A 21317-nucleotide genomic window follows, 5' to 3' on the forward strand; every position below is an offset into this window, starting at 1 on the left:
CCTCCCCCTCGCGCCCAGGCTAGCCCACGGCGTCACTCGCCGCCGGGACGGGCGACGGCGAAGTCGTCCGCGATGGTGGCCGCGATCGGCGCGAGGTCGTCGATCCCCGACCCGTCGAACGTCGTGAGACGCAGCCAATCCGCACCCACGCGAAGATCGAGCACCGGACGGCGGAGTTCGTCGACGCCGGTGCGGGCGGCATCCGCGCCCTCGATCGCGATCTCCTTTCCATCCTCGAGCCCGTCGAACGCCCACGCGCCACCGGGCAGCGTGGTGAGCATGATGTACCCCTGCGCGGCGTACTCGTCGTCCCCGGAGGCGTAGTAGCAGATCCGCGCACCGTTGCGCTCCTGGTAGACCTCGGCCGGGATGGACCACCCGCCGAACGCGTCGATCACGTGCACCTCGGCGTCGACCTGCTCTGCGAGCTCCGTCGCGGTGAGGAACCGCGTGCAGTCCACGCCCTCGACCGCACTCTCCGGCACATCCACCTCCCGCAGCGACGCCACGGCTGCCGCGCCGAGTCCGCGCAGGGCCTCCTCGAGCGTCGCCGTGTCGTCCGGCCCCTTCTCCGGGTCCACGACGGTCGCCGAGACCAGGACGTCGCCGTCGACCAGCTGGAAGAAGCAGTATCCGCCGCTCTCGCAGCGAGACTCCTCACCGTAGTACCCACCGCGGGACTCCGCGCCCGCGATCGTCTCCTCGGCCCCGGGGAGGATCGTGACCTCCCAGTTGTGCTCCACCGTCCCCGCCGAGCAGGCGATGCCGCCCGCCCGCTGGAACATATGCTGCGCGGGGCCCGGGTACCAGCTCGGCGACGACCACACACCCAGCACCTCCGCCACCTCACCCTCGACCTCGCCGGCGGAGCCCGACATCGCTTCGGCGACATCGATGCAGTCCACGTCGAAGGCCGGAGTGGGCGCTTCCGCCGACGCGGGAGTGGGCGCGACCGTGGCGGCGGCCGTCGGAGTTCCGGTGGGCTTCACCTCGGGCTCGGGCGCACAGCCGGACAGCAGGAGCACGGCCACGGCGCCGAGGGCCAGGAGTGCACGAGGTCGCATGGCCTCAGCCTAGGGCTGCGCGGACCCGGCGCCGGGAGCACGCCCCGGCACCGAGACGACTCACTCGCCGCGGGAGACGCGCACCATCTCGTCGCGCGGGACGACCTTCACACGCGCCCGCTCCTGCGGGGCGCCGAGGTTGATCTCGTGCTCGTCGAGGCGGTGCCAGCCGTCCAGGTCGGTCCAGGCCACGCCACGCTCGGCGAGCAGCGCCGGGATGGCCTCCTCGGACGGGTCCTCCGGATGCCACCACGAGCCCTGGTCGTTGATGAGGTGCCGGACGGTCTCCATGGCATCGGACTTCGTGTGGCCGATGAGGCCGACCGGGCCGCGCTTGATCCAGCCGGTCGCATACACGCCGGGGACGCGGTCGTTGGAGTCCTTCGCGAGCACCTGGCCCTCGTGGTTCGGGATGACGCCGTGCTTCTTGTCGAAGGGGACGCCGGGCAGCGGCGAGCCGAAGTAGCCGATCGCGCGATACAGCGCCTGCACTGGTACCTCGCGCAGCTCCCCGGTGCCGACCGCGCCACCCTGGCCGTCCGGCTGGGTGCGCTCGTACACGAGAGCCGCGACACGGCCGTTCTCGTCGGTGCGGACCTCGACCGGGCGAGCCCAGAAGTGCAGGTGCAGACGGCGCGACGCCGTGCCGCCGGCGTTGTTGACGGAGTCGCGCTTGCGCCACGACTGCAGGATGCGGTCGATGACCATGACCTGCTTGTTGCTCGCGACCGCGTCCTTCGAGGCCTCGTCGTAGTCGAAGTCCTCGTCGTAGACGACCATGTCGACGTCGCGCAGTTCCCCCAGCTCGCGGAGCTCCAGCGGCGTGAACTTCACCTGGGCAGGGCCCCGGCGGCCGAACACGTGCACGTCCGTGACGGCGCTCGCCTTGAGTCCCTCGTACACGTTCTCGGGGACCTCGGTGACCAGGAGGTCCTCCGCGTGCTTCGCGAGCATGCGGGAGACGTCGAGGGCGACGTTGCCGTTGCCGAGGACCGCCACCGATGCGGCGTCCAGCGGCCACTCGCGCGGCACGTCGGGGTGGCCGTCGAACCAGCTCACGTAGTCGGCGGCGCCGTACGAGCCCACCGCGTCGATGCCGGGGATGTCGAGCGACGTGTCGCGGATCGCTCCGGTGGCGAAGATGACCGCGTTGTAGTGCTTCTTGAGGTCGTCGAGCGTGATGTCCTCACCGAAGCGGACGTTGCCGAAGAGGCGGATGTCGCCGCGGTCGAGCACGTCGCGCAGGGCGGTGATGATGCCCTTGATGCGGGGATGGTCGGGGGCGACGCCGTACCGAACGAGTCCGTAGGGGGCGGGGAGCTGCTCGAACAGGTCGATGGACACATCGAACTTGCGCTCGGCCTTCAACAGGATGTCCGCGGCGTAGATGCCCGCGGGGCCGGCGCCGACGATGGCCAGTCTCAGCTTGGTCATGGAGGTCCTTTCGTGTGCCGTCGCGGCAGACACCCGGGCCGGGGGCCCGTGCGGTGTCAGCTGGAGCGCTCGGCGAGGGTCTCGGCGAATCGGGTGAGCGCTTCGCGCACGGTGCCGCGCGGAAGGGCGGTGAGGGCGTCGATCGCCTCCTGCGTCCACGCGTGGGCGAGCTCGAGGGTCTTCTGGGTGACGGCGTGGTCGCGGAGCTCGTCCAGCGGTCCGTCGAGGATCGCCGGATCGGCACCGTCGGCGATGAGGGCCACGCCGTCATCGATGCGGGCGGCGAGGTCGGCCGCGGCGTCGTCGTCCTCCGCCTTGAGCAGGAGGTACGGCATGGTCGGGACGCCCGCGCGGAGGTCGGTGCCCGGGACCTTGCCGGTCTCCTCGGGCTTGGCCGACAGGTCGATCACGTCGTCGAGGAGCTGGAAGGCGACACCGATCTTCTCGCCGTAGACGCGCAGCGGCTCCTCATACTCCGCGGGGGCGTTCGAGAAGATCACGCCGCCCTGGGTGGCCGCGGCGATCAGCGAACCCGTCTTGTCGGCGAGCACCTGGATGTAGAACGCGATCGGGTCGTCGTCCGGCTGCGGACCGAGGGTCTCGTGCATCTGCCCGAGGACGAGACGCTCGAACGTGTCGGCCTGGAGCCGGATAGCCCGCTCGCCGAGGCGCGACATGAGCTGGCTGGCCCGCGAGAAGAGGATGTCGCCGGTGAGGATGGCGATGTTGTTGCCCCACACCGTCTGCGCGGCGGGGACACCGCGGCGGCGGTCGGCACCGTCCATGACGTCGTCGTGGTAGAGCGAGCCGAGGTGGGTGATCTCCAGCGCCTTCGCGACATCGATCACCTCTCGGGTGTTCCCGTCGCCGAGCTGGGCCGCGAGCAGCGTGAGTACGGGGCGGATGCGCTTACCCCCGGCCTCGTACAGATAGCGGCTGGCGGCGTCGGCGAGGGGGTCGGCGACACGCACGTCGTCCGCGAGCCCGGTCTCCACCAGCTCCAGTCCGTCTTCGATGGTGCGGGCGATGCGACGCGCGGCGGGACCGACGAAGACGCGATCGCTGAAGCCGAGACGGCTCGCGAGTCGCGAACCCGGGGCGCTGGGGCTCGAAGTCACGCTCCCAGCCTACCTGCGTCGGGTGCCGCCGTTCGCGCCGTGCTCACGCGGGCTTGCGCGCCCGGTGCAGGGCCACGATGCCGAAGGTGAGGTTGCGGTAGGCGACGTCCTGCCAGCCGGCCTCCCTGATCCATTCGGACAGCCGCTTCTGGTCGGGCCAGTCGCGGATCGACTCGTTCAGATAGTCGTAGGCGTCGCCGTTCGTTCCGGCGACCCGGGCCACGCGCGGGAGCACCTGCGCGTTGTAAAACCGGTAGGCCCCCCGGAAGAGCTTCCCCGGCGGGGTGGAGAACTCGTTGATGACCAGCCGTCCCCCCGGCTTGGTCACCCGGTAGAGCTCACGCAGCGCCTTCTTCGGGTCGTTCACGTTGCGCAGGGCGTAGGACATCGTCACCGCGTCGAACTCGTCGTCCGCGAACGGCAGGGCGGTGGCATCCGCCTGCACGAAGGAGAGGTTGCGCATCGCTCCGTGGCGGCGCTGGCCCTCGGCGAGCATGCCGGGCGAGAAGTCCGCTGCGACGACCTGCGCGCCGCTGCGGGCGAGGGAGGCAGAGGAGGACGCCGTTCCCGCTCCGAGGTCGAGGATGCGCTCGCCCGGCTTCGGGGCGACGGCACGGGTGGTCGCGGCCCGCCACAGCGCGTCGTTGCCGAACGTCATCGCCGTGTTCGTGCGGTCGTACCCGGCGGCGACCTGGTCGAACATGCCGCTGACGCGGGCGGGGTCCTTGCCGAGATCGGCGCGGTTCTTGTCGTTCGCGGTCACGCGTCCAGTCTAGGCGCGAGCTCCAGCGCTTCGAGCCGGTCCAGCCAGGGATCGGCCGTGGCGTCGTCGAACGGCGCCGTGCGTTCCCTGACCCGCGTCTCGAGGTCGAGCGCCAGCTCCTCCAGATGCCGCATGACGGTGGCCGGGTAGCCGTAGCGGGCGCTGTGCTCCGCCCATTCGTCGCGGTCGTCGACCCAGGTGCCGCGCTCCCCCTCCACCCGGACGACGTCGAGGTCCATGTCGATCCCGGTCGCGAGCAGCGGGTCGTCCGACCACCGCACGTCCCATCCGAGGTCGATGTAGATGCGCATCCCCCGGGGGTGCCGGCGATTGACGGTGAGCGCGAAGTCGGCGCTCGGCGGGACGAGGGTGACGTTCGGCGTGGCGGCGTGGAACTCGGCCCCAGGGCGGGCGCTGTGCCAGCCGGCGGGCTGCCCCACCCAGTCGCCCCAGCGATCGGCGCCGAGGTACACGCACTCGTGACGCCAGTGCGGCGACCCGTCCCACTTGCGCCACTGGAAGATCATCTCGGCACCGGCTGCGGGACGCGCATCGCTCATCCGCCCACCCTACGTCCGCGGGCTGCGGGCACGCCCCGCGGAATAGGCTGGAGTCGTGCAGCACACCCCCCTGGTCGTGGAGACCCGAGAGCTCGATCCGGTCGAAGACCTCCTCTCGTTCGCGGACCCCGCCCGCCCGCTCGCCTGGTTCCGCCGCGGCGACGGGATCGTGGCGGTGGGCGAGCCGTTCGCCGAGCTCCGCCCGTCGGCCGAGGAGGGGCGCACCCGCGCCGAGACCCTCGCGGCACTCTGGCAGGGCCTCGCGGCGGCGGCCGAGGTCTCCGACCCGCTGCGACTCCCCGGAACCGGACTCGTCGCGTTCGGGGCCTTCACCTTCGACGAGGACTCGCGCGCCGACAGCGTGCTCACGATCCCGTCGCGGATCCTCGGCCGACACGGCGACCGCTTCTGGGAGACCCGCATCCGCCGCTCCGACGACGAGCGTGCGCCGGGTGCCGTCGAGCCCGCGGAGTACGGACCGCACTGGGCGGGCACTGTCGGCCCCGGAGCGCAGAGCCCGCAGGGCTACCAGGACGCCGTGCGGGGAGCACTGGCCCGCATCGCGGACGGCGAGCTCAGCAAGGTCGTCCTCGCCCGCGACCTCCAGGGCACCATCCCCGCGGGCTCCGACCTGCGGCGACTCGTCCGCGCGCTGGCCACCGGATACCCGGACACCTGGGTCTTCGCGGTCGACGGACTCATCGGCGCGAGCCCGGAGACCCTCGTCACGGTGCAGGACCGGACGGTGACCGCTCGGGTGCTCGCCGGGACGATCGGACGCGGGGCCGACGCCGACGCGGACACCGCCGCGTCCGCGCACCTCGCCTCCAGCACCAAGGACCTCGACGAGCACCAGTACGCCGTGCAGAGCGTGCTCGCGTCCCTCCGCCCGTACACCAGGGCCCTCGCGGCGAGCGAGCAGCCCTTCCTGCTCAAGCTGCCCAACCTCTTCCACCTCGCGACCGATGTGGAAGGCGAGCTGGAGAACGGCCGCTCGGCCCTCGATCTCGTGCGCGCCCTGCATCCGACCGCCGCCGTCGCCGGCACCCCGACACCGACGGCCATCGCCGCGATCCGGGAGCTCGAGCCGTTCGACCGCGGGCGCTACGCCGGACCGGTCGGCTGGGTCGACGCCGACGGCAACGGCGAGTGGGCCATCGCCCTGCGGTGCGCGCAGTTCGCGACGACGGACGACGCGATCGCGGTCACCGCGTACGCCGGGGCGGGGATCGTCGCCGGATCCGATCCGGAGAGCGAGCTCCTCGAGACGCGGGTGAAGTTCCGCCCGCTCGTCGACGCGCTGGCCTGATTCCCGGCGCGGTCAGCTCGCGGCGAGACGCTTCTTCTCGGCCTCGACGTCGAAGTCGGCGACCGGCCACTGCGGATCGATGTCCTCCAGGGCGGCGAGCAGCAGCTCCTGCACGGCCAGCCGGGCGTACCACTTCGCATTCGCCGGTACGACGTACCAGGGGGCGGCCTCCGTCGACGTGCGGTCGAAGACGGTCTGATACGCCTCCATGTACTCGGGCCACAGCATCCGCTCATCGACGTCGCCCGGGTTGTACTTCCAGTGCTTGTCGGGGCGTTCCAGGCGCTCCATCAGTCGCGCCTTCTGCTCCTCCGGCGAGATGTGGAGCATGACCTTGACGATGCGGACGCCGGAGGCCGCGACGCGCTCCTCGAACGCGTTGATCGCGTCATAGCGCCGTTCGATCTCCGCGGGATCGGCGAGGTGCCGCACCCGTCCGATGAGCACGTCTTCGTAGTGCGAGCGGTCGAAGACCCCGATGAACCCGGGCTCCGGAACCCGCTTCTCGACGCGCCACAGGAAGTCGTGCCGGCGCTCCTCCTCCGTCGGCGCCTTGAACGCGGCGAGCGCGACGCCCTGCGGATCGACGCCGCCGACGACGTGTCGGACGATGCCTCCCTTGCCCGCCGAGTCCATCGCCTGCAGGACGAGCAGCACCGCATCCTGTGCGGTGCCCGTCCGGCTCTGGGCGAACAGCCGCTCCTGCAGGTCGTTGAGCTGCTCGAGACCGGCCTCGAGGTCGGCCGTGCCGCGGGACTTGCCGTGGTCGTAGCCGGGCTTGCCGTCGGGATCGACCTCGGCGAGGCGGAAGCCGGGCCGCACCCGCAGGTTCTGCGTCCAGGTGTGCGCGCTCATACGCACATGATGCCATTCACCGCGGCAGCGGCACCTCGATGATCTGGCGGCCGCCGCGCGGCGTCGTCAGCGCCTGGTCGAGAGCGGTGCGCGTGGTCACCCGCTGATACTCCCAGCCGTAGGCGAGCGCGAGGTGCTCCAGGCGGACACCGTGCGGGGTGTAGAACACGCGATCGAGGTGTGCGGCCGGCGCGGTGCCCGCCACCTCCAGGCCGTCGAAGATCGTCCCGCCTCCGTCGTTGCCGACGATGACCTGGAGGCGCGGCTCCGTCTCGTCGTCCGGGAACAGCAGCGCCCCCACGTCGTGGAGGAACGCGAGGTCGCCGAGCAGCACGCGGGTCACGCCCGGCGCCCCGGCGGCCTGGCTCGCGACGGCGACGCCCGTGGCGGTGGCGATCGTGCCGTCGATCCCGGCGAGTCCCCGGTTGGCGTGCACGGGGACCTTCTTGCCGCCGAGCACCTCGTCGGCGACGCGGACCAGGCGCGACGATCCGAAGACGAGACGGTCATGCGGCCAGGTCGCCCGCCACACCGCATCGACGAGGCGCTCGCGGTCGAGCGGGCGCCGCACGGCGTCGAGCTCCGCGCGCACGGCGTCGCGGCGGGCGGCGAAGTCGGTGGAGAAGAGTCCTTCGGTGTCGGGCGCGTTCTCGCTGAGATCCACGGCCTCGTCGGCGGCGGCCCGCATCCACCCGCCGAGCCACTCCCGGTCGGTCTCCCCCGCGGCGACCGTGACAGCCGCGACGGCACGGGTGCGGTGGTTCAGGTTCAGCTCCTCGCCGCCCTTCCGGACCGCGATCACCTCCACGTCGGCGCGGGACAGCAGGCGCGCGGCCTCGCGGCTGAGCGTGGGGCGTCCGAGCACGACCACCCGCTCGATGCGCCCGCCGAGGTCGTCGCGGGACAGCAGCCGGCGATACCCATGGACCACCTGGCGTCCGAACCGCGCGCCGCTGACGATCTCCGCGATGAGCGGCCACCCCCCGGCATGGGCGATCTCCTCCGCCGCGGCACCCGCATCGGCGCCCGCGAGGACCACCGTGCGCGGACCGCGCTCCAGCGGGAACGCCTCGGGCTCGGGAAGCCGCGGCGCCTCCCCCGGCGACAGCGTGCGCGCGGGCATCGCGCCCGACAGCGGCTCGCGGGACGGCAGGTTCAGATGCACGGGCCCGGCCACGCCGGGAAGCCCGGACTCGGGTTCCACCGCTCCGAGCGCGAGGGCGACCACTCGTGCGGCGAGTCCGTCCCAGTCACCGTCTCCGGGGACGGGCGCGTCGATCTGCGCCCGGACCCAGGGGTGGAAGAGGCCGTCCTGGACGGTGGCCTGATTCGCGCCGACCCCCCGCAGCTCGGGAGGCCGATCCGCGGTGAGCAGCAGCAGCGGCACTCCGGAGTGAAAGGCTTCCATCGTGGCCGGGAGGAGGTTCGCGACGGCCGTGCCGCTCGTGCACACGACCGCGACGGGGACCCTCGTCTCCCTGGCGATGCCCAGGGCGGTGAACCCGGCGACCCGCTCGTCGATCCGCACGTGCACGCGGAGCGCGCCCTCGTCGGCGAGGGTCGCCGCGGCGAGCGCGAGAGCCTGCGAGCGTGACCCCGGGGACAGCACGACATCACGGACGCCGTGGGCCACGAGTTCGGCGAACAGGGAGGCCGCCGCCTCCATCGCCGGCGACGACGTCACGGGCGCGGGTCCGCGGCGGGTGGCTCGTCGGTCTCCTCGTCGAGCCGCGCGAGCTCCTCCTCCAGGCGCCGGATCCGGGCGTCCTGCTCCGCCTTGCTGATGCTGCGGAGGAACGCGGGGTCGTCGTCGGGGGCGACGACCCGCGGCACGCCCTGGTCGTTCGCCCGGCGACGGCCGATGACGAACCAGAGGATCCCGCCGATGACGGGGATGAGGACGACGATGGCGACCCAGGCGGCCTTGGGCACGCCCCGGTGCCGCGTCGCCGGCTGCACGGCGCAGTCGACGATGCTGTACACCCAGAACACGGCGGCGAGGAAGCCGCCGACGATCAGTAGTCTCGCCACCCCTCCAGTCTAGGCATGTCGGGGCCGGACGGGCCCCGGGGGACGGCAAAGACCCCGTTGCTAGACTGCGCGGGACATGCCGCCCCTCGCCCCCGTCCCGACGCCGCGAGCGCGCGCCGAGCGGATCCTGCACAGCCGGATCGTGATCGCCGTCGGCCTCGCGCTCCTCCTCGTCGTCGGCGCGTGGTCGGCCTCCCACGGGTCGGCGGATGCGCATGCGACCCTGTGCCTCGCCCCGGGCGTCTCGCAGCCGGTCGACACCTCGGCGGCGGGACCGGTCGCCGAGACCGCACCGGCGGATCCGGCCGCCGCGGCGGCGTGCGCGGCGGCGGCCCTCTGCTGCGCCGCCCTCGTCCTTCTCTTCCGGCTCCTGCGCACCCGCAGCGGCCTCCGGTTCCGCGGTCTCCTTCCGCGGACGACCGCACGCTTCCGCGCCGGCCCCCGCCCGTTCCTGCCCGCGGTCTCGCTCATCCAGCTCTCCATCTCCCGCACCTGATCCGACGCCGGCTCCGGCCGCCTCCGCGGCACCCCTCGTCGTATCACCCGTGTTTGGAGACCCCATGAAGACCCCCGTCAAGGCGACCCTGATCGCCGTCGCCGTCGCCGTCGTGCTGCTCGTCGTCGGCATCGTCTACGCCCTCAGTCAGCAGCCCGCGCAGCCCGATCCCGAGGCCGGCGAGAAACTGCCCACCGTCCGCACCGACTCCCACGTGCTCGACGAGGGCGGCCCCGACGCCGTCACCGTCGTCGAGTTCCTCGACTTCGAGTGCGAGGCGTGCGGCGCCTTCTACCCGATCGTGGAGGAGCTGCGCGCCACCTACGAGGGCGACATCCGCTACGTGACCCGGTACTTCCCCCTGCCCGGGCACGTGAACTCGACCCAGGCCGCTCTCGCCGCCGAGGCCGCCGCGCAGCAGGACCGCTACGAGGAGATGTTCCACCGGCTGTTCGAGACGCAGGCCCAGTGGGGCGAGCAGTCGGCGGAGACGCCCGAGGTGTTCCGCGCGTTCGCCGAAGAGCTCGGGCTCGACATGGCCGCGTACGATGCCGCGGTCGCCGATCCGGCGACCCTCGCCCGCGTGCAGCAGGACAAGCGCGACGGCGAGCGGCTGGGCGTGAGCAGCACCCCGACCTTTTTCGTCGACGGCGAGAAGGTCGAGCTCGTCGAGTGGAACGACCTGGAGGAGGCGATCGCGAAGGCCGTCGCCGAGTGATCCGGTGGGTGGGGTCGCCGTGCGGCGGCCCCACCTCTACGCTGAGCGCATGACCTCGGAGCGCCCCTCGTCGGCCCGACTCCTGTTCGGGGCCCTGCGGACCACGCCGGCGACGCTGACGATGATTAGTCTCGTGCTGCTCACCGGCGTGATCTGGCAGGGGCTGTGGCGGCCGTTCGAGGACTCTGCCCTCTTCCCCGCCGTCGCCTACGGGCTGCCGAGCCTGGCCGAGGGCAAGTGGTGGACGCCGGTCACCGGGACGTTCTTTGTCAACGAACCCTGGGTGTACATCTTCACCATCGCCGGGTTCTGGGGCATGGGCTTCCTGGAGCACCGTCGCGGAACCCGGGTCGCCATCGCCTACTTCTCGGTCGGGCAGCTCTTCGCCGTCTTCGCCACCGCCCTGTTCCTGCTGCTGGCGTCGCAGCTGCCGTGGGCGTGGGCGCAGACCCAGGCGCAGGCCCTCGACGTCGGGGCGTCCGGCGGGACCATGGCCTGCATCGCCGCCGCCGTCGGCCTGTTCCGTCCGCCCTGGCGGGTGCGCGCGTGGCTGGTGCTCCTCGGGTTCGTCTTCGTCGCGATGATGTTCTGGGGAAAGCTGGCCGACCTCGAGCACCTGTTCGCGGTGCTGCTCATCCTCTTCGTCGACCGGAGCCTGCGCGTGCGGCGCACGACCGTCCGGGAGCAGCGGCTGATCGCCGTGATGGCGGTGCTCACGCTCGTGGCCATCGAGATCATCACGGTCCTCGTACCGACTGACGGTCCGTTCGGCCCGACGGAACCGGCGTCCGGCGGCTTCATCGACACGGCGATCGACGTCGCGGTGATCCTGTTCATCGCGAACGGCCTGCGGCGCGGTCGCCGCTGGGCCTGGGTGGTGGCCATCGTCCTCGGTCCGCTCAATGTGCTGGCCGCCACCCTCGTGCTCGTGCTTATCATCCTCACGAGCGAGGCGCAGCTCGAGACGGTGATCGACGCCGAGACCGAGCTGACGCTCGCCACGGGCGTGCTCTGGGCGCTCGTGCTCGTCTACCTCATCGCCGTGCGCCGGGCCTTCCGCGCGCGCCGCTCGACCGGACTCGGCCGGCAGCCCGCCCCGACGACGGACCAGCTCCGTCGCGAACTGCGGGCACATGGCGGCGGCACGCTCTCCTGGATGACGACCTGGGAGGGCAACGGCTATGCCCGCGTGGACGGCGGGATCGTCGCGTACCAGCGCCGCAACGGCGTGGCCCTGGCCCTCGCCGACCCGATCGGCCCGGCGGAGTCCCGCGTGACGGCGGTGCGCGACTTCATCCGCGCGGCCGAGGACGCCGGCCTCGTGCCGTGCTTCTTCAGTGCGGACGAGGCGACGAGGGCGGCGGTCCCGGAGACGTGGCGCAGCCTCGTGGTGGCCGATGACACGATCGTCGACCTCCCCGGTCTCACCTTCACCGGCAAGCGCTGGCAGCCCGTGCGCACCTCCCTCAACCGGGCGGGGCGGGAGCAGATGACCTTCCGGCTCACCCATCTGACCGCGGAGACCTGGGGTCTGCGGCAGCAGCTCCGCGGGATCTCGGAGGCGTGGGTCGGCGACAAGGATCTCCCGGAGATGCGGTTCACGCTGGGAACCCTGGAGGAGGCGGAGGACCCCGAGGTGCGGCTCGCCCTCGCGATCGCTCCGAACGGCGACGTCGACGGCTTCCTGTCCTGGCTGCCCGTGTACGGGGAGGGCGGGGTGGTGCGCGGCTGGACCCTCGACCTCATGCGACGCCGCGAGGGCGGCTTCGGACCGGTGATGGAGTATCTGATCGGCGCCTCCGCTCAGCAGTTCTCGGAGGAGGGCGCCGAGATCATGTCGCTCTCCGGCGCTCCCCTCGCGCACGACTACCCGCCGGACGCGGGGGTGATCGCCGCGCTGAGCGAGCGCCTGGCCGACGCGCTCGAGCCCGTCTACGGCTTCCGTTCGCTGCACCGCTTCAAGGAGAAGTTCCACCCCCGCTACGAGACCATGTACCTCCTCTTCCGGGACGAGAGCGACCTCACCCGCATCGGCGGCGCCCTCACCCGGGCCTTCCTCCCCGATGCCACGCTGCGGCAGTTCGCCGGGGCAGGAGTGGAGCTCGTCCGCGGGGAGCGCTGACCCCCGCGGATCCTCGCTGCCGCTCCGGACACCTCGGCTCACACCCGCGCTTCGGCGACGCCGACGGCGTCCTGCGCCTCCGAGACGGGGCGCTTCGCGGTGTTCGCGATGTGTGCGCGCGCGACGACGAGCGCGGCGACGACCATGATCCCGACGCCGAGCCAGTACGGCGCGGCATGGCTGACCGCGGTGTAGAGGGCCGCCGCGATCAGCGGGGCGATGGTGCCCATCGCGGCGTTGAGGGACTGCGTGGCGCCTCCGAGCCAGCCTTGCTCGTCGTCGCCGACGGCGTTGGACATCGCCCCGTCCATCGCGGCCTGCGCCGCGCCCTGACCGGCGGCGAGCAGGAGCGCGCCGACGATGAAGAGCCATGGCTGGGCGAGCAGCGAGGCCACGACCGCGAGACCGGCGAGACCGATCGCCTGCGCGGTGATGGCGCTGACGATCACGCCGCGCTCCCCCATCCGCGGCAGCAGGATGCCGAGCAGCACGCCCTGGATGAGGATGTCGATGATGCCGACCCCCGCCGTGAGCAGGCCGATCTGCGTCGGTCCCCACTGGATGGCGTCGAGGGCCAGCACGCTGAAGTTGTTCACGAAGAAGCCGAACGGCAGCGCGAGCAGTGCGAACGCGATCATCAGTCCGCGGAGCTCGGGCCGACCGAACGCGGTACGGAACACGCCGAACGGCTGGACGTCGCGGAGAGCGATCCGGGCGATGCGGTTCTCCGGCCGCAGGCTCTCCGGCAGCAGGAAGATGCTGAGGACCGCGATCGTGAGGCCGACCGCCGCGGTCAGGAACACGGGCAAACGCAGATCGACCGCCGCGAGCAGACCGCCGATGGCGGGACCGATCATGGTGCCGATGCCGGTCAGTGCGCCGAGGAGGCCGAAGCGCTGCGCGCGCTTCTCGGGCGGCGTGATGTCGGCCAGGTAGGCGAACAGGGCGGGAAGGTCTCCGGCCGTCAGCCCCTGGATGACACGGGCGAGCACGAGCACCCAGATCGCCCCGCCCACGCCGAACAGTGCCATCGAGAAGGCCGCGCCGAACGCCGCGACGATGATGACGGGTCGTCGTCCGAACCGGTCGGAGAGCCGCCCGAGGAGCGGTGCGGCGAGGAAGGCGCACAGGCCGTTGACCGCTTCCAGCACGCCGACCCAGAGAGCGAGGTCGTGTTCGTGCGCGACGTACTGCAGCACGACGAACGGCAGGACGGGAAGGACGACGGTCATGCCGATGACCGTGAGCATCGTCAGGACGACGAGCATGACCCAGGCGCGGCCGGCGCCGCGAACGGGAAGATGAGGTGAAGTCATACCGAAAGTGTATCGATACCAGTTTTGATGTCAATACACTTTTTGAGCGAGTGCACGATAGGGTGGCCGCATGACGACGCCCCCGCCCCCGGGCCGCCGCGAGCGCAAGAAGGCCGCGACCCGCAAGAACATCTCCGACGTGGCCACCCGGATGTTCCTGGAGCGCGGATTCGACAACGTGAGCATCCGCGAGGTCGCCGATGCCGCCGATGTCTCCCCCACCACCGTGTTCGCCCACTTCCCGCAGAAGGAGGCGCTCGTCTTCGACGAGGACGACGAGCAGCGCGATCGCCTCGTCTCGGCGGTGCGCGACCGGCCGACCGGCGTGACGATCAATCGGGCCATCCACGACTTCTACGCCGCCGAGGTCGGCGCCAACCTCGACGAGCACGGCGACGACGTGGCCCGCGTCTTCCTGCGCTTCCTCAACGAGACGCCGGCGCTCCGCGACTACGCGTCGAAGATGTGGCTGCGCCATGAGGATGCGCTCGCCGCGGCCATCGCCGACGAGCTCGGCATCCCGACCCCCACCCCCGAGGTCCGGGTGTACGCGCGGTTCGTCCTGCAGATGCAGATCCTCGTCACCGAGAGCGACGACCAGCAGGAGGTGCTCGACGCCGGCTCCGCGCTCCTCGAGCACGGCTGGGCCCCGATCGAGGAGCGGCTCACCGGCTCGCCCAGCGCAGAGCGGCCGGCGGACGTCAGTCCTCGCGGGGGCGCCGTCGCAAGCTCTTGACGTCGGTGCGGCGGTGCTTCGCCGTCAGCCGCCGCTCCTTCGATCCCCGACTCGGCTTCGTCGCCCGCCGGGCCGGCGCCGGCGGACGCATCGCCTCCGCGACGAGCGCGGCGAGCCGTTCCCTGGCCGCTTCCCGATTGCGCAGCTGCGCGCGGTGCTCGGAGGCGGCGATCGTCAGCACGCCGTCGACCAGCCGTCCGCGGAGCCGCTCCAGGATCCGGTCGCGCTGGGTCGATGACAGGGACGCGGAGTTCGCCGCGTCCCACACCAGCTCCACCCGGGAGTCGGTGGTGTTCACGCCCTGACCGCCGGGCCCCGAGGACCGGGAGAACCGCCAGGACAGCTCGGCCTCCGGGATCGTCAGACCCGCGGAGACCCGGAGTCCGGGACGAGGGGCGGAAGGCATGCCTCCATCATCCGGGATGAGCGGCCGCGCAGGGGACCGAGTGGACGCGACGGCGGGAGTCGAACCCGCAACGCCTCCGGATATGAGCCGGGGCCCGGGACCGCCCGGATCGCCGCGATGGGGATGACGTTACCCGGCCGTGATCATCCCCGCCAGGACCGTTGCCTGGGATAACACTATGAGTCGCCGGATAACGCGGAGGGCGTCGCGTCGAGCGCTCGCAGGAGACGCTCCACCGCCTCGCGCAACTCCGACCGATGCGGCTCCGGGAAGCTCGTCGTGTACTCGACACCCGCGGGGATCCAGAGCAGCCCGTACATCGCCTCGCGCCAGTCCGAACCGCCGACCGGCCAGCGCGTCCGCTGAGCGTCCTCTGCCGTCGCGCCCTGCGACCATGGTCCGAACCGGGCCTGCATCTCGGCGAGCGGCAGGTCCATCACAGCGTCCGTCTCGATCTTCTGCGGAGACCACGACGAGGCGATGAGGACCCGCTCCTCGATCTCCTCCTCGGTCAGAGGCCTCCGCGTGAAGAGCACCCGCGTGTGCTCCACCGCCGCGATCCGATCGACGCGGAACGTCCGCCAGTCGTCGCGGTCGAGATCCCAGCACAGCAGGAACCACCGGCGGCCGGCGGGCGCGAGGGCATGGGGCTCGACCCGGCGCACGCTCTCTGTCCCCTCCCCGTCGACGTACCGCAAGCGCAGGCGTTCGGCGTCCCGCGTCGCCAAGGCGACCTCCCCGATCACCACGGGCGAGACGGCGGGGGCGTCGCCGATGCGCGGCGGACGCACCGAGGCCGCGAGCGCGTTCACCCGCTGTCGCAGCGCCGACGGCAGGACCTGCTCGAGTTTGGCGAGCGCGGTGAGCGTGACCTCCGCGCCGCCGACGACCTGTTGCGTCGCGGCGACCCGCAGGCCGATGGCCATGGTCACGGCTTCGTCGTCGGTGAGGAGCAGTGGCGGGACGGCGCTCCCCGCTTCCAGCCGATACCCTCCAGCGGCTCCCGGTGTCGACTCGACGCGATATCCGAGCTCGCGGAGCCGATCGACGTCGCGCCGAACGGTGCGCTCGGTGACACCGAGGCGCGCGGCGAGCTCGGTTCCCGGCCAGTGCCGATGCGTCTGCAGCAGGTTGAGCAGGGCGAGGGCCCGCACGGTGGTGTCGCTCATGTTCGCCAGACTGCCAGATATCGCGGACAGGATCTGTCCTGGTTCGCTTCTACGCTCGCGGTCATGAACGAACCCCTCATCGAGACCGAAGGCCTCACCAAGACCTTCACCGTCAAGAAGACGCCGGTCCATGCCGTGACCGACGTCTCCTTCACCGCCGTCCGCGGAGAGCTCGTCGCGTTCCTCGGCCCGAACGGCGCCGGCAAGTCGACGACCCTGCGGATGCTGACCACGCTGATCCCGCCCACCTCGGGGCGTGCGAGGGTGGTGGGCCACGACATACATACCGACGCGGCGGGTGTACGGGCCCGCATCGGCTACGTCGGACAGCTCACCAGCGGCAGCTTCTCTCAGCGCGTCCGTGATGAGCTGCTGAGCCAGGGCGCCTTCTACGGGATGTCGAAGCGGGACAGCGCGCACCGGGCGGACGAACTCATCGAGTCGCTCGACCTCACATCGTTCGCCACGCGCACCGTCCAGCAGCTCAGCGGCGGGCAGAAGCGTCGGCTCGACATCGCGCTCGGGCTCATGCACGCGCCGCCGCTGATCTTCCTCGACGAGCCGTCCACCGGACTCGACCCGCAGAGTCGGGCGAACCTCTGGGAGCACATCCTCGACCTGCGCACGCAGCACGGCACCACCGTGTTCCTCACCACGCACTACCTGGAGGAGGCCGACCGTTACGCCGAGCGCGTGATGGTCATGGACAGGGGACGCATCATCGCCGACGACGACGCGGCCTCCCTCAAGGCGACACTCGCCGGGGACGTGCTGACGTTCGGGTTCGCGGATGCCACAGAGGCGGAGAGGGCCCGTGCCGTGGTCGCCGGGCTCAGCACGGCCGAGGTCACGATCGACGGGGCCGCCGTGTCGCTCGCGGTTCCGGACGGCGACCGCCTGCTCCCGGTGATCGTGCGCGAACTCGACGGTGCCGGCATCCTGGTCCGCCGCGCGACGGGGGTGCCGCCCACGCTGGACGACGTCTTCCTCGCCCTCACCGGCCGCACCCTGCGCGAAGCCGGAGAGGGCGCAGATGCCGCGGATGAGGCATCCGCCATGGAACCGGCGCCCGCCGCCTCCCGGAACAGCACGACAGGAGCCCGCTCATGACCATCCCCACCGACACCCTCGTGCGTCCGAACCTCGCGCGCGACACCAGGAACGTGCTGAGCCGGGAGCTCAAGCCCGTACTCCGCGACCCGTTCACGCTGATCTTCAGCCTGCTCCAGCCGCTCGTCTTCCTCGGCCTGTTCGCCCCGCTGCTGATCGGCGACTCCGGGCGTCCGGCCGGGGAGACGCTGGCCTGGTTCGTCCCGGGCGTGCTCGTGATGATCGTGCTGTTCGGCACCGGCTCGACCGGGTCGAACCTGCAGTACGAGATGATGACCGGCTCGCACGAGCGCACTCTCGTCGCCCCACTGGCCCGATCCTCGCTGCTCGTCGGCCGCGCACTGAAGGAGATCGCGCCGATCGTCGTGCAGGCACTCATCATCGTGCTGATCGCCTGGCCGTTCGGCTTCGCCGCCGACATCCCCGGCCTGCTCATCGGCCTCGCGCTGCTCGCTGTGTTCGGCGTGGGCCTCGGCTCGCTCTCGTACTCTCTCGCCCTGGCGACGAAGGATCGCGAGTGGCTGTTCTGGGGCGTGCAGCAGTCGCTGATCTTCCCGCTGCTGATCCTGTCCGGGATGCTGCTCCCTCTCGATGCGGCTCCGGACTGGATGCGCGTCGTCGCCGCGGTCAATCCGGTGAACTGGGTGGTGCAGGCGGAGCGCGCCCTCTTCGCGGGCGATCTCGGCGATGTCACCGTCCTGTGGGGCTGGGTGTCCGCACTGGCGGTCGCCGCGGTGGGCCTCGTGGTCGGTGTGAGGGCGATCCGCCGAAGCAGCTGAGCTCGGACTCGGGTGCCGCCGCCCTCCGCGGCGGCACCCCGTCCCGCTAGCGTCGCCGTCGCTCGCCGTCAACCGGTTCGCCCGCGCCGAGCCGCCCCCGTACCGTCGCTCGCACCGATGACGACCGAGCAGGAGGCCGACATGTCCGAATCTCAGCACAACGACAAGACCCCGACACCGATGGCGGAGGCCGGAGAGCCGCAGGCACGGCTGGAGGCCGAGGCCCGCCGCGCGATCGTGACCGGGGCCGACTCCGGGATCGGCCGGGCCACCGCCGTCGCCCTCGCCGCAGCAGGGATCGACGTCGGCATCACCTGGCACAGCGACCAGGCCGGCGCCCAGGAGACCGCGGACGAGGTGCGCAGCCACGGCGCCCGCGCGGTGGTGACACAGCTCGACGTCTCCGACATCCCCGCGTGCGGCGACGTGATCGACGAGCTGATCGCGGAACTCGGGGGCGTCGACGTGTTCGTCAACAACGCCGGCGCCGGACTCCAGACCCCGTTCCTCGACGTCACGCTCGAGGAGTGGAACCGCGTGCTCGACACCGACCTCACCGGAGCCTTCGTCTGCCTGCAGCGGGCGGCCCGGGCGATGGTCACCGCGGGGCGCGGGGGGCGGCTCATCTCCGTGACCAGCGTGCACGAGCACCAGCCGATGGTGGGTGCGAGCGCGTATGACACCGCCAAGCACGGCCTCGGGGGCCTCATGAAGAACCTCGCGCTGGAGCTCGGGCGCTACGGGATCAGTGCCGTCAGCGTCGCCCCAGGCGAGATCGCGACCCCGATGACCGGGCAGACCGACATCGATCCGCACGCCGAGGACCGCCCCGGGATCCCGCTCGGACGCCCCGGCGACGCGCGCGAGGTGGCCGCCCTGATCGCCTTCCTCGCCTCGCCGGAGGCCGCCTACATCTCCGGGGCCTCCGTCGTGATCGACGGCGGGATGCTGCAGATGGGGCCACAGGCGGGTGCGGCGATCGAGAGCCACGACTGGCGCACGGTCTGAAGCGCGGACCGGCCGCGACTCAGCGGCGGATCGAGTCCTGGAAGGGGTTCGGTTCGAGCGTGTAGTCCGTGGTCGGGTCGGCCCAGGTGTCCTGATCGGTCCGACGGCGAGCCGACCGCAGCACCGAGAGCGCACGCGTCGCGGGCACGCCGGCGGCGAGCGCGAGGCGTCCGCTGAGGGAGCGGTCCGCGCGGCCGAGCACGCTCGCGCGATGCCAGGCCTCATGCCATGCCCCGCCCCGGGCCGCGGGCACCCGGCGATGCGGCAGGGCCCCGGCCCGCCGCAGCGCCACGAGCTCCTGTACCCGGTCCCACCAGTCCGACTCCGCCTCCGAGTGGAAGTAGTTGTCGCGGAGCCAGGACGGGTGCGGGTGGCGGAATCGGCCGGCGACGACCTCGCCCGCGCCGCCCAGCAGGCCGCTTCCGATGAAGACCGTGTTGAGGAGGCTCTTGTGCACCCCGAAGCGGTCGAGCGCGATCACAGGAACCCCGTGGGCCAGCGCCTCGACCGCCGCCGTCGAACTCACCGTGACCAGGCCAGCGGCGGACTCGAGAGCGGCCGCCATCGGCGCGTGCGAGAACACGAGGTTCGCCGGGCGGCCCCCGGCGAAGAGCCGGGTGTAAGGATCACGATCCAGGTGGGTCTCGGCCTCCCCCGGCCGGGATCGCAGCTTCACGACCACCCGGCGCGACGGTTCAGCCTCCGCGGCGCGCACCAGCAGAGCGGCGATCGCCGCTCGCTGCTCGGGGCGGGCGGGTACGAGGGCCTGCGCAGCGAAGACGACATCCGTCGCCCCGGGCCGCCGGAGCGCCGCTGGCGTTGCGGTGACACGACGCTCCGCGAGAGCGACTCCGCCCGTACGCGCGGAGAGGGATCCGGCCGCCCCGGACTCCCGGAGACGGCTGCCGCCCCACCGCTCCCGACCCCGCGCGAAGGGGAGGGTCGCCAGCGCGATCGGCATCTGCACCCCGATGCGTTCGCCGAGCTCGGCGAACGCCCGGCGCTCGCGGTGTGAGTGCACGACCAGCAGGTCGGTGTGTCGCCGGTAATCGAGCGCCCCGCGCTGGGCGGGGATCGCCATGCCGGGAAGCCCGGAGACGGTTACGGGGCGATGCGGCAGCGCATCGACGACTCGGCCGAGGAGCCGGACGAACGGTCCCCGCCCGGCGAGCAGCACGACGTCAGGGCGCTCGGCCTCGAGCCATCCGGCGACGCGGTCGAGGTCGAGCCGGGTGACGTCAGCGGCGCCGAAGCCGGTGCCCGCCAGTGCCGCATCCTGCTGCGCGCCACTCACCGTCAGCGGCGTGCGCACCAGCAGGAGCTGCGACCGCAGGCCAGGCACGGCCCCCAGCAGGGATGCCGCCCACTTCACGAACGAGTCGGCGTCCGCGATGGCGACCACGCGCATCCCGGCGCCGGCGGTCATGCGGGCACGCGGCGGAGCTTCGCCATCGGCGCGCGCTCGCTGTCGAACACGCGCTTGACGCCGTCGCCCACCGCGCTCTCGATGACCCGGATGTCGCGGACCAGGTGCTCCAGCCCTCCGGGCTCCAGGGATGCGGCGTGGTCGGAGCCCCACATCGTCCGGTCCAGCGTGATGTGACGCTCCACGGCGACCGCCCCCATCGCGACCGCGGCGAGCGAGATCTGCAGGCCGCGCTCATGTCCCGAGTAGCCGACGGGGATCCCGGGGTAGCGGTCCCGCAGGGTCGCGATCACCCGCAGGTTCGCCTCCTCGGGCTCGAGGGGATAGGTCGAGGTCGCGTGCATGAGGACGACGCGGTCGGTGCCGAGCGTGTCCAGCGCACGATCGATCTGCTCCATGGTGGACATGCCGGTCGAGAGAATGACCGGCTTCCCGGTCTCCCGCAGCGCGACGAGCAGTTCCGTGTCGGTCAGGCTCGCCGACGCGACCTTGTGCGCCACGACGTGGAGGCCTTCGAGGAACGCGACGCTCGGCACGTCCCACGGCGAGGCGAACCAGTCCAGGCCCTGCATCGTGGCGTGGTCGCCGATCTCGACGTACTCGTCACGGCCGAACTCCACCCGACGGCGATAGTCGAGGTACGTCATCGTTCCCCACGGCGTCTCCCGCGGCACGTCGCGCATGTGCTCCGGCGTGGAGATCTCGGGCGTGCGCTTCTGGAATTTCACCGCGTCCGCGCCGGCTCGGGCCGCGACGTCGATGAGGCGCTTCGCGATGTCGACGTCGCCGTTGTGGTTGAGGCCGATCTCCGCGATGACGTAGGCGGGACGTCCGCCGCCGATCACGTGCGATCCGATGCTGACAGTCATGATTCCTCCGGTCGTCGGGCGGTTCTCA

21 protein-coding genes and 1 tRNA gene are annotated in these 21317 nt (G+C 71.8%); 8 read left to right on the top strand and 14 right to left on the bottom strand.

From position 1 onward, the window contains the following. Positions 1–32 precede the first annotated feature (32 nt). The 5 genes from DW296_RS13555 to DW296_RS13575 are packed head-to-tail and all read right to left on the bottom strand — an operon-like array spanning position 33 to position 4939. On the bottom strand, positions 33–1064 hold the full coding sequence (locus DW296_RS13555) for a hypothetical protein (RefSeq protein WP_136052635.1): 1032 nt from the start codon (positions 1062–1064) through the stop codon (positions 33–35). Positions 1065–1124: 60 nt separating this feature from the next. Continuing rightward, on the bottom strand, positions 1125–2498 hold the full coding sequence (locus DW296_RS13560) for an FAD-dependent oxidoreductase (RefSeq protein WP_136052636.1): 1374 nt from the start codon (positions 2496–2498) through the stop codon (positions 1125–1127). A 56-nt stretch (positions 2499–2554) separates the two neighbouring features. Next, the gene (locus DW296_RS13565) at positions 2555–3616 is read right to left on the bottom strand and encodes a polyprenyl synthetase family protein (RefSeq protein ID WP_060921235.1); all 1062 of its coding nucleotides are present in this window, start codon (positions 3614–3616) and stop codon (positions 2555–2557) included. A gap of 43 nt (positions 3617–3659) precedes the next feature. Then, a complete protein-coding gene (locus DW296_RS13570; RefSeq protein WP_101848414.1) occupies positions 3660–4379 on the bottom strand; it encodes a class I SAM-dependent methyltransferase in 720 nt (239 codons plus the stop codon). Then, a complete protein-coding gene (locus DW296_RS13575) occupies positions 4376–4939 on the bottom strand; it encodes a DUF402 domain-containing protein (protein WP_136052637.1) in 564 nt (187 codons plus the stop codon). Before DW296_RS13575 ends, DW296_RS13570 begins: the two co-directional genes overlap by 4 nt. Positions 4940–4994: 55 nt before the next feature. Between DW296_RS13575 and DW296_RS13580 the strand changes: the two genes are divergently transcribed. Beyond that, on the top strand, positions 4995–6248 hold the full coding sequence (locus tag DW296_RS13580; RefSeq protein WP_136052638.1) for an isochorismate synthase: 1254 nt from the start codon (positions 4995–4997) through the stop codon (positions 6246–6248). 12 nt (positions 6249–6260) lie between these two features. Here the strand turns inward: DW296_RS13580 and DW296_RS13585 are convergent, their stop codons facing one another. The 3 genes from DW296_RS13585 to DW296_RS13595 are packed head-to-tail and all read right to left on the bottom strand — an operon-like array spanning position 6261 to position 9134. After that, complete coding sequence (locus DW296_RS13585; RefSeq protein ID WP_136052639.1) at positions 6261–7103, bottom strand: polyphosphate kinase 2 family protein; 843 nt, start codon at positions 7101–7103, stop codon at positions 6261–6263. Positions 7104–7119: 16 nt separating this feature from the next. Next, positions 7120–8769 (bottom strand): 2-succinyl-5-enolpyruvyl-6-hydroxy-3-cyclohexene-1-carboxylic-acid synthase, encoded by a 1650-nt coding sequence (gene menD, locus DW296_RS13590; RefSeq protein WP_136052669.1) that lies wholly within the window; start codon positions 8767–8769, stop codon positions 7120–7122. A 14-nt stretch (positions 8770–8783) separates the two neighbouring features. After that, entirely contained in the window at positions 8784–9134 is a 351-nt protein-coding gene (locus DW296_RS13595) for a PLD nuclease N-terminal domain-containing protein (RefSeq protein ID WP_136052640.1), read from the bottom strand. A 76-nt stretch (positions 9135–9210) separates the two neighbouring features. On the opposite strand from DW296_RS13595, the gene DW296_RS13600 reads away from it, so the two are divergent. From DW296_RS13600 to DW296_RS13610, 3 genes are all read left to right on the top strand, one after another. Continuing rightward, positions 9211–9630, top strand: a complete 420-nt coding sequence (locus DW296_RS13600; RefSeq protein WP_136052641.1) for a hypothetical protein — start codon at positions 9211–9213, stop codon at positions 9628–9630. Positions 9631–9694: 64 nt separating this feature from the next. Next, a complete protein-coding gene (locus DW296_RS13605) occupies positions 9695–10348 on the top strand; it encodes a DsbA family protein (protein WP_136052642.1) in 654 nt (217 codons plus the stop codon). 49 nt (positions 10349–10397) lie between these two features. After that, positions 10398–12470, top strand: a complete 2073-nt coding sequence (locus tag DW296_RS13610; RefSeq protein ID WP_136052643.1) for a bifunctional lysylphosphatidylglycerol flippase/synthetase MprF — start codon at positions 10398–10400, stop codon at positions 12468–12470. 38 nt (positions 12471–12508) lie between these two features. Here DW296_RS13610 and DW296_RS13615 read toward each other — a convergent pair whose 3' ends face one another. Continuing rightward, positions 12509–13786, bottom strand: coding sequence for an MFS transporter (locus tag DW296_RS13615; protein WP_240743093.1), 1278 nt, complete (start codon positions 13784–13786; stop codon positions 12509–12511). A gap of 70 nt (positions 13787–13856) precedes the next feature. Between DW296_RS13615 and DW296_RS13620 the strand changes: the two genes are divergently transcribed. Continuing rightward, a complete protein-coding gene (locus tag DW296_RS13620; protein ID WP_136052644.1) occupies positions 13857–14522 on the top strand; it encodes a TetR/AcrR family transcriptional regulator in 666 nt (221 codons plus the stop codon). Here the strand turns inward: DW296_RS13620 and arfB are convergent. From arfB to DW296_RS13630, 3 genes are all read right to left on the bottom strand, one after another. Next, entirely contained in the window at positions 14488–14928 is a 441-nt protein-coding gene (gene arfB, locus DW296_RS13625; protein WP_136052645.1) for an alternative ribosome rescue aminoacyl-tRNA hydrolase ArfB, read from the bottom strand. The two genes, DW296_RS13620 and arfB, sit on opposite strands and share 35 nt — an antisense overlap. A 41-nt stretch (positions 14929–14969) precedes the next feature. Next, positions 14970–15045, bottom strand: a tRNA-Met gene (locus tag DW296_RS16520). A gap of 59 nt (positions 15046–15104) precedes the next feature. Next, on the bottom strand, positions 15105–16097 hold the full coding sequence (locus tag DW296_RS13630; protein ID WP_136052646.1) for a helix-turn-helix transcriptional regulator: 993 nt from the start codon (positions 16095–16097) through the stop codon (positions 15105–15107). Between the two features lie 63 nt (positions 16098–16160). Between DW296_RS13630 and DW296_RS13635 the strand changes: the two genes are divergently transcribed. The 3 genes from DW296_RS13635 to DW296_RS13645 all read left to right on the top strand — a co-directional run bounded on the left by DW296_RS13635 (position 16161) and on the right by DW296_RS13645 (position 18994). Beyond that, positions 16161–17207, top strand: a complete 1047-nt coding sequence (locus DW296_RS13635) for an ATP-binding cassette domain-containing protein (RefSeq protein ID WP_136052647.1) — start codon at positions 16161–16163, stop codon at positions 17205–17207. Continuing rightward, positions 17204–17986, top strand: a complete 783-nt coding sequence (locus tag DW296_RS13640; RefSeq protein ID WP_136052648.1) for an ABC transporter permease — start codon at positions 17204–17206, stop codon at positions 17984–17986. Before DW296_RS13635 ends, DW296_RS13640 begins: the two co-directional genes overlap by 4 nt. A gap of 180 nt (positions 17987–18166) precedes the next feature. Next, on the top strand, positions 18167–18994 hold the full coding sequence (locus DW296_RS13645; RefSeq protein WP_136052671.1) for an SDR family oxidoreductase: 828 nt from the start codon (positions 18167–18169) through the stop codon (positions 18992–18994). 19 nt (positions 18995–19013) lie between these two features. Here the strand turns inward: DW296_RS13645 and DW296_RS13650 are convergent, their stop codons facing one another. Both DW296_RS13650 and DW296_RS13655 read right to left on the bottom strand, forming a co-directional pair. Beyond that, positions 19014–20420 (bottom strand): DUF6716 putative glycosyltransferase, encoded by a 1407-nt coding sequence (locus tag DW296_RS13650; RefSeq protein WP_136052649.1) that lies wholly within the window; start codon positions 20418–20420, stop codon positions 19014–19016. Further along, positions 20417–21289 carry an N-acetylneuraminate synthase family protein gene (locus DW296_RS13655; RefSeq protein WP_136052650.1) on the bottom strand — a complete coding sequence of 291 codons (873 nt, stop codon included), beginning with the start codon at positions 21287–21289 and terminating at the stop codon, positions 20417–20419. The genes DW296_RS13650 and DW296_RS13655 overlap by 4 nt, the downstream gene beginning before the upstream one ends. Positions 21290–21317 lie beyond the last annotated feature (28 nt).

Origin of the sequence: Microbacterium sp. K36 (assembly GCF_004794355.1) — a bacterium.
Lineage (GTDB): Bacteria > Actinomycetota > Actinomycetes > Actinomycetales > Microbacteriaceae > Microbacterium > Microbacterium paraoxydans_D.